Source organism: Mesorhizobium sp. YC-39, assembly GCF_025753795.1.
Classification (GTDB): domain Bacteria; phylum Pseudomonadota; class Alphaproteobacteria; order Rhizobiales; family Rhizobiaceae; genus Mesorhizobium.
The window spans coordinates 36,835-51,916 of record NZ_JAOWPS010000015.1 but is presented as its reverse complement, the minus strand read 5'-3'; the positions used below and the strand labels follow the sequence as shown (position 1 = coordinate 51,916).

15 protein-coding genes and 2 pseudogenes are annotated in these 15,082 nt (G+C 57.9%); 14 read left to right on the top strand and 3 right to left on the bottom strand.

Features of this window, described 5'->3' with window-relative positions; genetic code table 11:
* Nucleotides 1-17 precede the first annotated feature (17 nt).
* A complete protein-coding gene (locus OHD62_RS34320; RefSeq protein WP_263792029.1) occupies nt 18-899 on the bottom strand; it encodes an ImmA/IrrE family metallo-endopeptidase in 882 nt (293 codons plus the stop codon).
* 9 nt (nt 900-908) lie between these two features.
* A complete protein-coding gene (locus OHD62_RS34315) occupies nt 909-1,223 on the bottom strand; it encodes a helix-turn-helix domain-containing protein (protein ID WP_263792027.1) in 315 nt (104 codons plus the stop codon).
* Nucleotides 1,224-1,354: 131 nt separating this feature from the next.
* Between OHD62_RS34315 and OHD62_RS34310 the strand changes: the two genes are divergently transcribed.
* The 9 genes and pseudogenes from OHD62_RS34310 to OHD62_RS34270 all read left to right on the top strand — a co-directional run.
* Entirely contained in the window at nt 1,355-1,579 is a 225-nt protein-coding gene (locus OHD62_RS34310) for a DUF2188 domain-containing protein (protein WP_263792025.1), read from the top strand.
* A gap of 2 nt (nt 1,580-1,581) precedes the next feature.
* The gene (locus tag OHD62_RS34305; protein ID WP_263792023.1) at nt 1,582-2,586 is read left to right on the top strand and encodes a CBASS cGAMP-activated phospholipase; all 1,005 of its coding nucleotides are present in this window, start codon (nt 1,582-1,584) and stop codon (nt 2,584-2,586) included.
* 4 nt (nt 2,587-2,590) lie between these two features.
* The gene (locus tag OHD62_RS34300; RefSeq protein WP_263792021.1) at nt 2,591-3,793 is read left to right on the top strand and encodes a nucleotidyltransferase; all 1,203 of its coding nucleotides are present in this window, start codon (nt 2,591-2,593) and stop codon (nt 3,791-3,793) included.
* Complete coding sequence (locus OHD62_RS34295; protein ID WP_263792019.1) at nt 3,790-4,254, top strand: hypothetical protein; 465 nt, start codon at nt 3,790-3,792, stop codon at nt 4,252-4,254. Before OHD62_RS34300 ends, OHD62_RS34295 begins: the two co-directional genes overlap by 4 nt.
* Before the next feature lie 102 nt (nt 4,255-4,356).
* A pseudogene (locus tag OHD62_RS34290) lies at nt 4,357-4,437 on the top strand (helix-turn-helix domain-containing protein); the annotation flags it as partial.
* Nucleotides 4,438-4,532: 95 nt separating this feature from the next.
* Nucleotides 4,533-5,255 carry a hypothetical protein gene (locus tag OHD62_RS34285; RefSeq protein WP_263792017.1) on the top strand — a complete coding sequence of 241 codons (723 nt, stop codon included), beginning with the start codon at nt 4,533-4,535 and terminating at the stop codon, nt 5,253-5,255.
* A 215-nt stretch (nt 5,256-5,470) separates the two neighbouring features.
* Complete coding sequence (locus OHD62_RS34280) at nt 5,471-6,700, top strand: AAA family ATPase (protein ID WP_263792015.1); 1,230 nt, start codon at nt 5,471-5,473, stop codon at nt 6,698-6,700.
* 2 nt (nt 6,701-6,702) lie between these two features.
* Entirely contained in the window at nt 6,703-7,263 is a 561-nt protein-coding gene (locus tag OHD62_RS34275; RefSeq protein WP_263792013.1) for an RloB domain-containing protein, read from the top strand.
* Nucleotides 7,264-7,286: 23 nt separating this feature from the next.
* A pseudogene (locus OHD62_RS34270) lies at nt 7,287-8,080 on the top strand (TIR domain-containing protein); the annotation flags it as partial.
* 39 nt (nt 8,081-8,119) lie between these two features.
* Here the strand turns inward: OHD62_RS34270 and OHD62_RS34265 are convergent.
* The gene (locus OHD62_RS34265; protein WP_263792011.1) at nt 8,120-8,956 is read right to left on the bottom strand and encodes a hypothetical protein; all 837 of its coding nucleotides are present in this window, start codon (nt 8,954-8,956) and stop codon (nt 8,120-8,122) included.
* 514 nt (nt 8,957-9,470) lie between these two features.
* Here OHD62_RS34265 and OHD62_RS34260 point away from each other — a divergent pair.
* The 5 genes from OHD62_RS34260 (at nt 9,471) to OHD62_RS34240 (ending at nt 15,056) form a co-directional block, all read left to right on the top strand.
* Nucleotides 9,471-11,066 carry a hypothetical protein gene (locus tag OHD62_RS34260; RefSeq protein ID WP_263792009.1) on the top strand — a complete coding sequence of 532 codons (1,596 nt, stop codon included), beginning with the start codon at nt 9,471-9,473 and terminating at the stop codon, nt 11,064-11,066.
* A gap of 740 nt (nt 11,067-11,806) precedes the next feature.
* Nucleotides 11,807-12,829 (top strand): GlxA family transcriptional regulator, encoded by a 1,023-nt coding sequence (locus OHD62_RS34255; protein ID WP_263792007.1) that lies wholly within the window; start codon nt 11,807-11,809, stop codon nt 12,827-12,829.
* Between the two features lie 83 nt (nt 12,830-12,912).
* Complete coding sequence (locus OHD62_RS34250; RefSeq protein WP_263792005.1) at nt 12,913-13,047, top strand: hypothetical protein; 135 nt, start codon at nt 12,913-12,915, stop codon at nt 13,045-13,047.
* Between the two features lie 17 nt (nt 13,048-13,064).
* On the top strand, nt 13,065-13,994 hold the full coding sequence (locus OHD62_RS34245) for a 3-keto-5-aminohexanoate cleavage protein (RefSeq protein ID WP_263792003.1): 930 nt from the start codon (nt 13,065-13,067) through the stop codon (nt 13,992-13,994).
* A 126-nt stretch (nt 13,995-14,120) separates the two neighbouring features.
* A complete protein-coding gene (locus tag OHD62_RS34240; protein ID WP_263792000.1) occupies nt 14,121-15,056 on the top strand; it encodes a 3-hydroxyacyl-CoA dehydrogenase NAD-binding domain-containing protein in 936 nt (311 codons plus the stop codon).
* The last annotated feature ends 26 nt before the right edge of the window (nt 15,057-15,082 follow it).

Below are 15,082 nucleotides of genomic sequence, written 5' to 3'. Positions count from 1 at the left end.
AACGATAGCTCGTTCGATCATCGCTTGTAGGCGAAGCGAGGGGTCCAGCTCTCTTCGAGGGCAGCATCCTCATCCTCCTCTTCGGCAGGATCATCTGGCAAGAGTTCGCTGCTGAGCACTGTTAGAGTGTAGCCATATTTTCCAAGGCCGATGATTTCTTCGTCGAGGGTCAATCGCCTCGGGCAATCGAACCAATCCTTGAGGTTTGTCTCGGCATTGGCACGCCGCGCATGCAGGACATTTGCGGGGCTCTTATTGAAGCGCAATGTCTCGCTGTCGGGCAAAGGCATCCCTTTTCGCAAGAAGGGAAGCTTGTCCAGATCCTTGAAGGTGTTCGACATAAAAGCGTAGGCAATGTGCTCGCCCTGCGAGACGATTACTGCGAGCGGATAAGCGCTGCATTCGGCGGCTCGGATCGCGGCAGCGGTGCATGAGCATCCGGCTTCATCCGCCAGCTTCAGAATGCCGTTTAGGCCGACCTGATTATTCGATAGAAATTTCCGTGTCAGCGCCGTCGGCATAAGCAAGCCGCTTGCGAAATGGTCCGCTTCAAGCTCGATTGACATATTCTGCGTGAAGTCAGCACGAGACATATGTGCCCCGCCCATCGCTATGATCTCTTCCGGGTGACCTGGTAAAAAATAGTGGCCCAGTTCATGGCCGAGGGAGAACTGTTCGAAACCGGCATTCTCATACTCATTCGAGTAAATGATGGTCACCTTGTCGTTCGCAAAAATGATTGCGCCTGATACGCCTTTCACGTCGGCAGGCTTGGCCTGCACCGCAATGTCTTTTTGTCGCGCGATGTCGAAGGGATCGACCGGAAACTGATGGAAGCCGAACTCGGCGGCAATTTTTTCGCCGAGCTGTGTTGCCATCTTTAGCCGGAAGGATGCCAAGGGCTGATCCTACTTCTTGTCGCCGATCATCGTGTCGATGATGTTCTGGATAAAATTGCGGTCCTTTGCGGACAGTTTGTCTTCGTCACGGAATGCGGTTGTGGTCGTCTTGGTGCCGAGCAGATAGTCAGCGGTGACCTTCAAGGCCTTTGCGAGTCCGCGGACATTATCGAAAGATGGCTTGCGCCTGCCGGCCTCGAAGTGGGCTATTGCCGATGGCTGCATTCCGGCTTCACGGGCAAGCTCGGATTGGCTCAGTTCTCTTTTCTCACGGATGTCACGCAGGCGGGCGGCGAAGGTGGATGGGATGCTTGACTCAGTCATGACAGATCGTATAGACTTCCTTACCTAGATCGTCAGTCCCTACGGGGACCTTTTTTGAGCTCCGCCTATGACAGAGCGTACAGAATCGTATTACTGATTGCGAATCAGGTCAAGGAAAGAAGGAGAGTAGCATGGCTGGTAAAAATCAGCACGTCGTCCCCCATGACAATGCATGGGCTGTCCGGGGAGCCGGAAACCAACGGGTAACATCCACGCACAGCACCCAGGCGGATGCCGAACGCGCAGCGCGTGAGATCGCAATCAACCAGAAAAGCGAAGTCGTTATCCACCGCCCCAACGGCGAGATTCGTGACCGCAATTCGTACGGGAATGACCCGTATCCGCCGAAGGGATGACAATGCCGACGCTGGATGAGGAAACTTTGGAGCCGATCCGCCGGATATTGTGTATTGACGGTGGCGGTATCATGGGGACTCAACCAGCGTCGTTCCTGGCTACGCTGGAAGAAGATATCGGCCGACCAATCGGCGATTATTTTGATCTCATTGCCGGCACTTCGACCGGTGGCATTCTGGCAATCGGTCTTGCGTTGGGGTTGCCCGCGAAGCGGCTCCTCGATCTCTACGTTCATCGTGGCCCCCATATCTTCGGGCAGGCCGGCGGCTCCATCTGGACCCGCATCGGTGACCTGTTGAGAGAGGTTCGCCACGTCGTCGCGCCAAAGCATGATGCGGAATTGCTGCGCGCCGAATTAGACGGTGTGCTCGAGGGCAAGCGTATTGGCGATGCCAAGACGCGGCTCTTGGTCCCGGCATGGGATGCCGACCTGCGCAGTGTGTATATCTACAAGACGGCGCATCATCGCCGATTGAAGACGGATTATAAGAAGTCTGCCCTCGATGCGGCGATGGCCACGGCGGCGGCCCCCACGTATTTCAAGCGGCATCGTACAGCAGACGATGTCGGCCTGCTTGACGGCGGCACGTGGTGCAACAACCCAATCGCAATGGCGGTCGTTGAAGCCATCACCTTGCTGGGCTGGCCTTCGACCAGTCTGCGGGTGCTGAGCCTTGGCTGCGTGAATGAAGTTTACATGATCGGAGAGGCGCCCGGCTGGGGCGTCCTTGGATCTGATGTCATCCGTTTGTTTATGGACGGTCAATCGCGCAGCGCCATGGGGATGGCCAAGTTGCTCACGGGTCACGAATATGAGCGCGAGGCACTGTTTCGATTCTGCCCGGATGTGCCGAAGAAATTTTTCAAGCTCGACGACACCCGCAAAATTACTCAGTTGAAGGGGATGGGGGCGGCAGCGGCTCGCCGCGACCGGGCGCGCATCGAACCTGTATTTCTGACGGAACCGGCAGAGCCCTTTGTGCCATGCTATCAGCTGAACGAGTGATGAAATGAACGAGCTTGCCAGAAGCCTCGTGCCTCAGAATGTCTTGCTGCGCAAATCCGAGGTCTATTCGATATTGGACGAGATCTGTCAGGATCTCGAACTGACCACCGCGCAAATGGAGGCCGCCAAGGCGAGCTACGAGGCGGTCGCAGATTGGCTGTCCTCGTCGGACAATCCTATTTTGCAACACATTGATGTCTACCCGCATGGATCGGCGGGGCTCGGCACCTCAGTGAAGCCACTCGGCCGCGAGGATTTTGATGTTGATGTTATCTGCGTTGTTTTCCGGTTTGCGTCGGTGCGCCCGCCAGCTGAGCTGAAGAAGATTGTCGGAGACCGGCTTCGCGAAAATGCACGCTATGCAGCTATGCTTGAGGAGAAAAAGCGGTGCTGGCGTTTGAACTACGCGCGCGAATTCCACCTGGATGTTTCACCGACAATTGTGAACCCCAGCTGCAACAATAGCGGCGAGTTGGTGCCGGATAAGAGCCTGAGTGAATTCAAGCCCACAAACCCAAAAGGGTATCGGGCACTGTTCGAGAAACGCGCGTCGATGCAGCCCCGCCTCAAGGTTCGCAAAGCCATCGCATCTGACAGGCAGGCAAACATCGAGCCCTTTCCCGTTCACATGAGGGCCAAGGGCATTTTGCGCCGCACGGTTCAGCTGCTGAAGCGCCACCGCGACATCTATTTCTTCGAAATGGAGGCCGACATCGCGCCGATCTCCATCGTCATTACGACGCTCGCGGCGCAAGCTTACGAGTGTTGCGTAAACACATTCACCTTTGACTCCGAACTTGACGTCGTCATCGCAACAATCCGGATGATGCCTCACTTCATCGATCGGCCGTTCGTGAACGGCAAGCTGATGTATGTAGTCGCCAACGAAACGACCGTCGGTGAGAATTTCGCCGAGCGCTGGAACAAGGAGCCGCAAAGAGCCACTGCCTTTTCTGCCTGGCACGCGAAGGCGCTCGCAGACTTTGAGAACCTGGCTGAACTCGAAGGCCTCGATCGCATCACCAAGAAACTCGGCGATTCCTACGGCAAGACCGTCGTGGCGCGCGTCATGGATGCGCGTACGGAACAGATTTCAGGCGCGCGCTCGGCGCAAAAGCTTTTTGTTGCGCCTATGGTTGGTCTTACGCTGACCAACAGCGATGCGGCGACCGCTGTGCCGAAGAACACGTACTTCGGTGATGAATGAGCTGGTCAACCCGTCCTGATCTCACGCCCGCACAGCAGTTCCTGTTCCTGCGAGCGAACCCGATTTGTGTGGGTGGCGGTGCGTTGAATGCAAAAGGACTGACCTGGGAATATCATGTTCGTCCCACGCCATTAAGTCGGGAATATCGCGTCCGTCTGAGCTATGAGCGAGGCGGATCAGCGAAGGCTGTGGTGCTGGAACCGGAAATTCAGCTTCTTGCTGGCGAGAGGAAGTTGCCGCACGTCTACCGCGATCCACTCCGACTCTGCCTGCACCTGCCCAAAGCACATGAGTGGGTGGGGTCGATGCGCCTGGACCAGACCTTCATTCCATGGATTGCGACATGGCTATTCTACTTTGAAGAATGGTTGGTTTCTGATGAATGGAAAGGCGGTGGCGATCACCCCGATCCAGATTCGAGCGAAGTCATCCGCCGGGCCGTTCGCCGGGCAACGCGGTAGCAAGGGGAGAAGGCAATCAAGGCCTCACTTTTCGGTATCGGTACGCGGTGGCGGGTACCTGCGCGTGCATGGCGATGAAGCGCAGCAGCCGATCGACGGGCTCTCAACCTCATTGTCGAACTCGGCGTGCGTGAAATAACCGGTCGAGGACGATGCAGGGCACGGGGTTCATCTGACCTGTAGCCGTGTTTCTGGGTGCGCTTCTCGTACAAGAGGTGTTGTCAGATACCTTAAATGCGTTGAACCTGACGGTGTGATCTATGCGGACGGAGAGCGAGATGGGGCCGATAAACCTAAGTGACCGCGAGAAGCAGGCCATCGGTGCGATCAACAGCGGCGAGCTTCACGACTTGGTTGATGAGGCCATGAGGTCAGAGCACCTCGGAAAACTCAGCAGCCTACCACTCTACGACTGCGGAGAGTACGTGGCCACCAAGCTCCGATACTTCGATCGAGCGCTTGCGGCGCATAGAATCGCGAAGTCGGCCAAGAAGCGGGAAGAGACGCTATATTCTGCTCACAAGGCCGGTAGTGATCTGACTTTTGCGTTTGGCCAGATGGAGCAACGCTTGGAGGTCGAGGAACGCGAGGGCCAGCTATTTTTTGTTTGCGATCCGACGATACTCCCATTTGGTCTGACCCAAAACATGCAGATGCGTGTCAGCTACCGATGGCGCCGGACTACCGAGGATGCGTGGACTTCCGGATCCATTATCTTCAAATACAAGGTCCAGCCCCGTTTCGACTATGATGCACTCGCTCAGCCGAAGCCGAAGCGAAAGCCGAGCGCTAGGAAGCTGGCGGAGGACCGTGAGAATGACCTGCTTCGCGAATGGGAGCACCTCGGGCTGTTGGCTCATTGGTCAGTGCGCGACTATTTCAAGGCTGGCCATGACGGAGCAGGCATTCCTGGTCAGTTTGAGGTTAGGCTCGGTGACGGTGACCGACTGAACAATTTCAGCGCTGATTTCTGGGACGCAAGGCCCGCTTCTGAAGTCTAGTCTCCAGGTGCTGTGGAAGAGCCAGTCGTCTGCACGAAAGAACTTACCGAGCCCGTCGCGGGCGCCATATTTTGCCGCGCGATATCGCAGACCCCACGCTGAAGGGAGCCGACGACAGTCAAAACCGTGACTTCAGGTAGCCATTTGGACTGACCAAAACCTATAATCGACAGATTTCGGTTGAAAATACGAATAACGAACCTCATATTGTGCGAATGCTGTACCGCCTCGAAATCGAGAACTTCTATTCCATCCGCGATCCACAGGTGCTCGACCTGCGGATCGGCAAGAACGTGCCGGATCTGCCGGAAAGATTCGGTTCGATCTTCCCGCGCTCCGAAGAGCGTGTCGCCAAGGCGGTTGCGCTGTTCGGGCCCAATGGCTCGGGCAAGTCGACCGTGCTGCGTGCCCTGGCCTTCGTGAGCTGGTTCATCGGCGAGAGCTTCCAGCACAAGGGTCCTGGTCTTCCCTGCGAGCGCTTCAACGACGCGGATTCCGCCAATGGTCCGATCCGGCTCGCGATCGAGCTGGGCGGTCTGCTCGACCTGAGTGGCGCCGAACGCAGCGCGGAGGAGATCGCCGTCGCCGACGATGTCGGCACCTTCCGCTACGAATTGCACTTGCAACCCACTGATGGCGTGATCAAGACCGTCACCCACGAAGCTTTGCGCATGAAGAACAAGGGCCAAGGCAAATGGCAGCGCGTCTTCGAGCGGGATGCCGACCGTAAGGTCCAGGGATCGAGGATCTTTCCGCTCAGCGGCTTCTCGCAGGTGGTCGACAAGGTAAGGGAGGATGCCAGCGTGATCGCGACCTTGGCACTCTTCGAACACCAGGCCTCCAAGGTTATCCTCGAGGCCGCCGCCGCCGTCTATCGCAACATCCTGATCGACCGCACCGATCTTGGCGACCAGGCCGTGATCACCTACCTCGCGCAGAACCCGCCGGTCGTGGCGGCGCTCAACCGAGAGCTGCAGCGCATCGACCTCGGTGTCGAGGAGATGCAGATCGTGCAGGCAGCAACCGGACCGGTCGCACTGTTTCGGCATCAGGGTCTGCATGTGGACATGCCCTGGGGCCTCGAGAGCCACGGGACGCGTTCCTTCATCCGCATCTTCCCCCTGATCCTGCTCGCCCTGCAGCATGGAGGGGTGGCGCTTGTCGACGAACTGGATCAGTCGATCCACCCGCTGATCCTGCCGGAGATCGTCCGCTGGTTTTATGACCCGGAACGCAACCCCTATGACGCGCAACTATGGATGACGTGCCACTCGGCGTCCCTGCTCGACGATCTCGCCAAGGAAGAGGTGGTTTTTTGCGAGAAGGACAGCCGGGGCCGGTCACAGGTGTATAGCCTGATGGATGTTGGCGCCGTTCGCCGCACCGACAATCTCTACAAGAAGTATCTCGGCGGCGTGTACGGCGCAGTCCCCCAGGTTGGATGAGGATGCGCCGTCCGACCATAAGACCGAAAACGCCGATCTTTCTGGGCTGCGAGGGGGAATCCGAACAGGCCTATGGGCAGTTGCTCAACGATCTGCTGCAGGCCGCCGGCCGTCCGGTTCACCTCGAAGTCGTGAACCTCAGCCCGGGCGCGGGTGACCCCACCTCCCGCTTGCGGCGCGCCGCACAAGAGATCGAGCGGAGACGCCGGCGTCGCTCGGAATTCGCGAGCCGGGCAGTGCTCCTCGACATCGATCAGGTGCAGAACGATAACCAACGTCGGCAACAGGCTGAGCAGCTCGCCAACCAGCTGGACATCCGTCTCATCTGGCAGGACCCCTGCCACGAGGCGCTGCTGCTGCGTCACCTCAACGGCTTCGCGCAGCATCGGCCGCCGACCACACAAGCATCGGGAGTCGCCCTGCACGGTGCCTGGCCTCAGTACGACAAACCCATGACCAAGATCCTGCTGGCGCGCCGCATCGGCCTTACCGATGTGCGCCGGGCCGCTGCAGTCGAGCCCGTACTCGCCGCCTTCCTCCACGATGTCGGGCTTCTGCCCTGACGCCTCACCTTGAAAGCGCGCCGATGTACTACCTCTTCGTATCTGGATGGGAAGACCAGTGGAAAGGCGATCCCTGCGTGCTCGACGCCAGCCGCCGCGTTCGCCACCATGAATACACGGACGAGCAGATAGCGCAGCAGTTCGGCGCCCTGGACGAGGCAGCGCTGAAGGAGCTGACTGCCTTCCATCTTCGCTTACGAAGCCGGCCGCAAGCTCGACCCCAAATTCGGCATCGTCCGCGAGGTCACCGTACGCCGCGGCCAGGTGCGGATCGAATACGAGATAATCCCTGTAGATCCGTTCCTGGTGGCGGCCGATTTCGATGCCCTCAGCTTCGAGCTCGATATCGGCAACTGGGAAATGAACCGCACGCGTTGGGCGGTCAAGAATGTCAACCTGCCCAAGGAACTCCACGCCGCACGCGGCATCGTGCTGCCGTCATGGACCCAGCAGGCCGCGAGGGCCGTCGACATCACGCGGCACACTTTTGATGTCGGCCTCTCTTTCCCTGGTGAGGCACGAGGACTGGTCGAGCAGGTCGCCCGCGAGCTTGAAGCACGCATCGGCCCCAAATGCCTATTTCCACGACACCAACTACGTGTCCCAGCTTGCGCGACCCTCGTTGGACACCCTTCTGCAGGAAATCTACCGAAATCGGTCCAAGCTGATCGTCGTCTTCCTCGGCGAGGACTATCAGCGCAAGGATTGGTGCGGCGTCGAATTCCGTGCCATCCGCGAAATCATCATGGCGCGCGAAGATCAGCGCGTCATGTTCGTGCGCGTGGACGATGGCGCCGTCGATGGAGTGTTCCGCACCGGCTCCGGGTCGTCACACACCATGTCGTGAGAGAAAAATCTATCGAGCTGGGATGACGTGTCGCTGTGCGCGGTTGACTGTCGGCGGAATCTGCGAGCATTGGGCGGCGCCCAAGTCGGCGTCATAGTCGCCGAGATGGAACTGGAGCGCATTAAGTATGCGCTCGCAAGCCTCGACGACCTTCTTACGGTCCTTGATGGGATTGCTATGGAAGAGCTCGTTCCGGGTTTCCTTGATGACTCGTAACGTGTCGTCAAACACAGTCTTGTCGAGGTTGAATGCCAGCTCCGCGTTGGCGCAAAACATGCCCCGCATCAAGCCCCAGTCCGCCTTGATGATGCTCCAGAGTTCTCCGAGCGTAAGACAATAGTAGAACTCGTCGCTCTTGTCGGGTCCCGTGACCTTGTGAATCAGCGTAGCGCTGATCATGTCGTCGAACACCTTCCAGACGGCCTTGACGAAGCCGGGGTTGATGACCACGCCTCGAATGTTGGGGAAATTCTGGTAGGTCTGTCCTGCGTCCCGGCCGTCCCTGATGATGGTCCACCAGTCCATCCTGCCGAACCTGTCCTCGAGGTAGTCGGCCAACACTGACCTCAGGCTGTTCTCTACGGCGAATACGAAGGGGTAGATCGAGGAGAACTCTTTGACCTTCCGTGTGTATATGCGGTGGATTATCTGGCGCTGCTGGTCTACTGGTACCGCCTGCAGGCGGCGGACCTGCACTCCCTCCCGTATGCTATCCCGTAAGAGGGTGGGGTTCAGGGTACGCATGTCCACTTCGAAGTGGTCTACCTCCTGGGGACGGGGTACGAAGGTGAGGTACTCACCTAGCAACTCTCTGGTAGGTATGTGCCTCTTCGTAATGCTGGACATGCGCTCCCCTCTTGCAATGCACTCGTATCCGCTCTATAACACCTCTACTCGCTGAGTGGAGGCACAATGGTGTCGCGAGCCCATGGGTCTTGCCATGGCACTTGGAGAGTCTAAACGAACTATGGCTAGGCGTGGCTCTAAAGGCTGCGCCTTTAGTCGTTCAGTGACTGGCCACTCCTTTCCCGTGGTCTTCATGACACCCCGTAACACGCCCTGCGTGCGCCCGATGATCATCATGTTGACCATGCCGGGATCCTCGACAAGGCGCTGCTGGTGCTGGTGCCGATGATGATGGTCGCCCTAACGGGATAGCACTTTTGTGGCGCGGCTCCGGCCCGCCCAGAGAGTCTCCGTAGCAAATCTCCCCACAGTCCTTATCCTCTCATCGTAGCTGCTGCGGCTCCCGCTGAGCATTTTGGAACAGGGCCGCGAGACCCAGTTGTACTTGCACGATGGTACGCCACTGCCTCGGAATCGTGTAGGAGTGGATATCATAACGTTGCAGGGGGGCGCGGTGAAACTGAAACGACTTGAAAAAATGCGCAGGGGCGGTTCGCGAACGAAGATGCAGCTGAGCATCCCAGTGCCCAGGACGCCTGACGGCAGGGTCTATCGATACTCACCCAATGTCGACGCCCATCCGAGGCATTTTGTACTCGGCGAGACTGTCGTCGGCTTCGCTGCGGATCCTGATAGAGCCGCACGAACGAAATATACTGCCGGCACTCCGGGGACTGTCTGCCCTTATAGCGGCATTAGGGCTGACGATTCCGAGTTCACACATCCCGAGGATCGCAAGGCGGCAGTCAAGATTGTGAAGCAAGCGGCCCTGCAGGACATGCAAGACGCGGTATCGGAGATGCTGGCCGGTGTGGCGCGAGGAAGCAAGTCGATCACTTATAAGCCGGCCCCCCGGCAGAGTAAACCTCGGCCGCGTTTCGGACGCCGTGACCTCATGCGCCTGCTGGTTTGCGACTGCTGCGGGCGGGACTATGGTGTATTCGCGATTGCGCTGTTTTGCCCGGACTGCGGGGCGCCCAACCTAGCGCTGCACTTTTCTCGTGAGGCCGAGTTGGTCGGCCAGCAGGTCGATCTGGCGGAAGCCTTGGGCAAGGATCGTCAGGAGCTGGCCTATCGACTGCTCGGCAATGCTCATGAGGACGTACTCACCGCCTTCGAGGCGACGCTTAAGGTAGCGTACGCCTATCGAATTCACAATCGGCCTTTGGGATCGATGCCTGCTAAGTCGGTCGTCAACGACTTTCAGAACATTGATAAAGGTCGCAAGCGCTTCGACGAATTCTTGTTCGATCCGTTCGCGGAACTGGACGCGCAGGAGCTGGCGGTGCTGTCCCTCAACATTCAAAAGCGCCATTTGATCGGGCACAATCTTGGCGTGGTTGATGCCAAATTCACGCAACACGCCAAGGAAGCGAAGTTGGGGGAAACAGTCGAGTTGGTGGCAGCGGATATCCGTTCGTTCGCCGGGCTTTGCCGAAAGGTTATCCGCCGCATCGACGATATGCTGGCGGACATGTCGCTCCCAGCTCCGGCGGTCCACGACGAGGAGGACGCGATGCCTTCACCAACAGAGACCGTCGGTGATCTGAGCCCGGAGGGGTCGGCAGTGGGCAAATGGATTTGCACGACATCCGTCGATGGCCTGCCCTGGAACCTCGATGAGAATGCTCTGGTCGCCGCCTTCCCGAGCCTGTCGACGGACGAGCTCGCCGAGGCGCTCGCCGACCTTGCTGAGGACGACTACGTGAGCCTTTCCCACACGATTTCAGAACGATTGCCTCGCGTACACGTGCGTGAGGACTTATTCCTGACCTTTGATCCGATTTGTGTGGAAAGCGACCCGGTGGCCGACGCACTGCAGCTGGTCCCTCTCGTCTTGAAGAGGGACTCCGTCGACGTACCTGCCTTGCATGTTGAGAGTGCCATGTCGCTGCGCCGGTTCAATCCCGCCATCGGACTGATTATTTCTGAAATTGGCGAAGGACGGGTCTCTGGCACCTGGGTTGAGGGATATCCGACGCCGTACTTCCTCATCGTTGATTCCGATCGCGTCGCGGTCAAGCGCCTGGCACGACGGCTCAAGGGATAACGAGGATGTAGTCCTCAGCCGTGGGGAACCTGAAGTCGCAGCACACTATCGCGCGATTATTATGATCTGGCCGCAGTGCCACACCGCCAAGATCTCCTGTACCGCCGACATTCAGGCGCTTTCGCTTGAGGCTCGGATCTGACGGTGTGATCTGGTAACTAGGCGGTTATGTCGGCGTCGACGTGTTCTCGTTTGTGCCTCGGAGGTCGCATTAAGGGCAGCAGGGAACTCACTCTCACAACGGGTCGGGTTGTAATAGCCCCACCGACGCGCCGGTACGGGGCACAAGTACCCGCAGCTTTGGCTGTGACCACGCCGCCATCTTTCGTGCAGCCGCTATCATCTGATGTCGTAATCAATCAATGGTGGTGTCACGCCCAACGAGCCACGGAGCGTCACCAGCCCGATCGACGGCGCCACAATCACGCCGCCGTTCTGTTCAGAACCGAGTAGCGCCCTGACGGGCATTCACGAGGAGTCCTGCACCGTGGCGCTTTATGCCGTCTGCTACTGCCCAACTAGAGCCGACTGGCTTGTTCACCTCCTGCCGCCGCAGTATTATTGTAATCGTCGCCAGGGTCACCCGCGTCAGGATTATGATTTTCTGTTCGCAGATGAGTTCCCGCGTTTGCTGCGTAGGCTAACCTCGCACTCCGCCAACTTTCCTGCCCATCTCTGGTAGCGCTTAATCTTTCACCAAGGCCCTCGCTTTTTCACATTTCACAAGATTGGTTTACGCCATGATAGAAAAAAATCGTAGCGATGTGCAGATTCTGGTCCTTGTCACGCCGAACTTCAATCTCGCTGCGACAGCAACTTTTATCGACCCTTTCCGCGCGGCTAACTATCTTGAAGGCGACACCCGATACCGATGGCAACTAGTCTCAGCAAGCGGCGGTTCTTGTATGGCAAGCAACGGCTTCTGCGTCGAGACCCAGCGCCTCAGCGATATCCAGGGTAGCCAGTTTGACATCGTGGTTATGTCCGCAAGCTGGACCCCAGAAACTGGGGCTACTCACCAGCTCCTGGCTGCTCTACGGAAGTTCGCTCGGGCAGGGAGCATTATGGGAGGTATCGACACCGGAGCTTTTATCCTTGCCTCTGCGGGCCTACTAAGCGGTAAGCGGGCCACGGTCCACTATGAGCATATCGACGCTCTTAAGGAATTGCATGAAGACATCGAGGTTTCCGAAGACATCTTTGTTCGCCACGACAATCAGTTTACCTGCGCCGGAGGAATAGCCTCCGCGGACATCGCTCTTCATCTAATACAGGCGATCTCTGGGGACGCGCTGGCTAACGCCGCCGCACGGTATATCTTCCACCCACTTCTTAGACCTGCCGGTACACCTCAGAACCCAGCCAACGTCGAGCCGTTAGGAAGCCACGTTCCAGCCTCGATCAGAAAGGCGATCGTCGTGATGGAGCAGCACCTCGAAAATGCCCTTACTATACCCAAAATAGCCAGTCGTATTTCCGTTTCACACCGACAGCTCAACCGTCTTTTCGTTAAATACGTCGGCAAATCCCCGGCGGCATATTATCGTGATATCCGGTTGGACCGCGCGAGGGGATTTGTTACGCAGACGGACATGCCCATGTCCGAAATCGCCATCGCATCCGGGTTTGCGAGCCAAGTGCATTTCAGTCGGGCGTATCGCGAGCGTTTCGGGCTTTCTCCGCGTACAGACAGGGTCAACGGCCGTATACCTTTTGAATTTCGGGGCTGGCCTCTGCACAGAAAGCAGCCCGATCGGATTTGACAGCCCTAAGGGCAGATTCATCTCAGGTAGCGGCGAACTGCGCCGGTCATAACCCACAGAGAACGGCGTACGACTGCAGCGCTATGAGCGATAAAGCGCTGCGCAACTCGGCACTACCGAAGGCGAAAATTGTTAAATTGGTGGCGATCCACGCACAGATGCTGACTGGCATCGGCGCGAAGCTGCAGCATGACGGCGATCCTTTCGGGTCAGCTTAGCAAAAGAGGCTCTGAATATGTCTAAATCTGTGATTATCACGTGTGCGCCCACTGGCGGCATTCACACGCCGACGATGTCAGAGCATCTACCGATCACTCCCTCCGAAATAGCCCAGGCGAGCATTGAGGCTGTGGAGGCTGGAGCAGCGATCATCCACCTTCACGCCCGAAACCCCGAAAACGGGAAGCCCGATCCTAACCCAGACCTCTTCATGGAGTTCCTGCCCCGCATCAAACAGTCCTGCAACGCGATCCTGAATGTTTCCACGGGAGGAGGCCTCGGGATGACACGGGAGGAGCGCCTCCGAGCGGCCGTCAGGACAAGCCCGGAGATGGCATCTCTCAACGTGGGTTCGATGAACTTCGGCATCTTCCCAATGATGCAAAAATATAAGGACTGGAAGCACTCTTGGGAGCCCGCATTCCTTGAATCCACCAGGGACTTCATATTTCGCAATACGTTTGCCGATATCGAGTACACTATTAAGGAGCTCGGCGAAGGTCATGGAACCAAGTTCGAGTTTGAGTGCTACGACCTAGGCCACCTCTACAACCTTGCATGGATCATTGATCAGGGTTGGATCAAGCCCCCTTTCTTCGTACAGATGGTCTTCGGTATTCTCGGTGGCGTCGGTCCCGATCTCGACAACCTCGTGCACATGCATACCATCGCTCACAAACTCTTCGGCGACGACTACGAATGGTCGGTGCTTGCCGCCGGCAGACATCAGATGCCATTCACGACACAGGCTGCGTTGCTTGGCGGAAACCTGCGGGTCGGCTTGGAGGACAGCCTCTACATCGGACCCGGTCAGAAAGCGAAGTCCAGTGCAGAGCAAGTGCGTAAGATCAGATCAATCGTCGAGAACCTCGGAAGAACAATCGCAACCCCGGACGAGGCGCGTCGACGTCTAGGTCTCAAGGGCGGCGACCAGGTAGCATTCTAACCATGCAGGCAGATTTTCAAATAGACGGGAATTTGGTTCATCGGGCCAGGTTTCCATCTTCACCGCGCAGTTGTTTAACGACAGTGGGCTGACTGCCGCTCTCCACCTCCAAACTGGGATACTGTAATGGTTGAATTTAAGAATACCGCCGTCCTCGGGGCTGGAGTTATCGGTGCGAGCTGGGCAGCCCTATTTCTTGGATCCGGCCGCGACGTCGCGGTCCATGATATCTCCCCGAACACGGAGAAAAGCGTCCGTGACTACATCGAACGGGCCTGGCCTACACTCGAACAGATCGGGCTGGTCAAGGGGGGAAGCCCCGACCGTGTCCGCTTCTGCAAATCTGCTGCTGAAGCGGTTGAAGGCGCATCATTCGTGCAGGAAAATGTCCCTGAAAGGCTTACGATAAAGCACGCTCTCTACGGTGAAATCGAAACACATCTCGCACCCGGCGCCGTGGTCGCTACCTCAGCATCGGGGCTGACGCTATCGGAAATGCAGAGAGGCTGGCGCAATCCGTCACACTTCGTACTTGGTCATCCCTTCAACCCACCGCATCTCATTCCACTTGTAGAGGTAATGGGCAATGACCAGACCGCCGAGGGCGTCGTCGAGGACGCGGAGCGGTTCTACGCTGCTGTCGGCAAAGTGACCATTCGCGTCAATCGCGAGGTCCCTGGCCATGTCGCTAATCGTCTGCAGGCCGCCGTCTGGCGCGAGGCGATCCATCTCGTCAAAACAGGCGTTGCCTCCGTCGAGGACGTTGATAAGGCTATGTGGGCCGGGCCTGGACTTCGCTGGGCCGCCATGGGTCCGACGATGCTTTTTCACCTCGGTGCGGGCGATGGCGGCCTCGCAGCGTTCTGTGAACGCTACACCGACAGCTTTAACCGGTGGTGGGATGATCTTGGTGTGCTGCACCTAGATCCGGCGCTGGCGGAGACACTCGTTTCCGGCGTTAAACAAGAGGCAAACGGGCAATCTCCGGCTGACCTGTCAGCGCAGCGCGACGCTCTTATCGCCAGCATTCAGAAAGCGATTGCTCCACTTCGCGCCAACTGAACCCAAAAGGCGGTAAGGTATGCAGG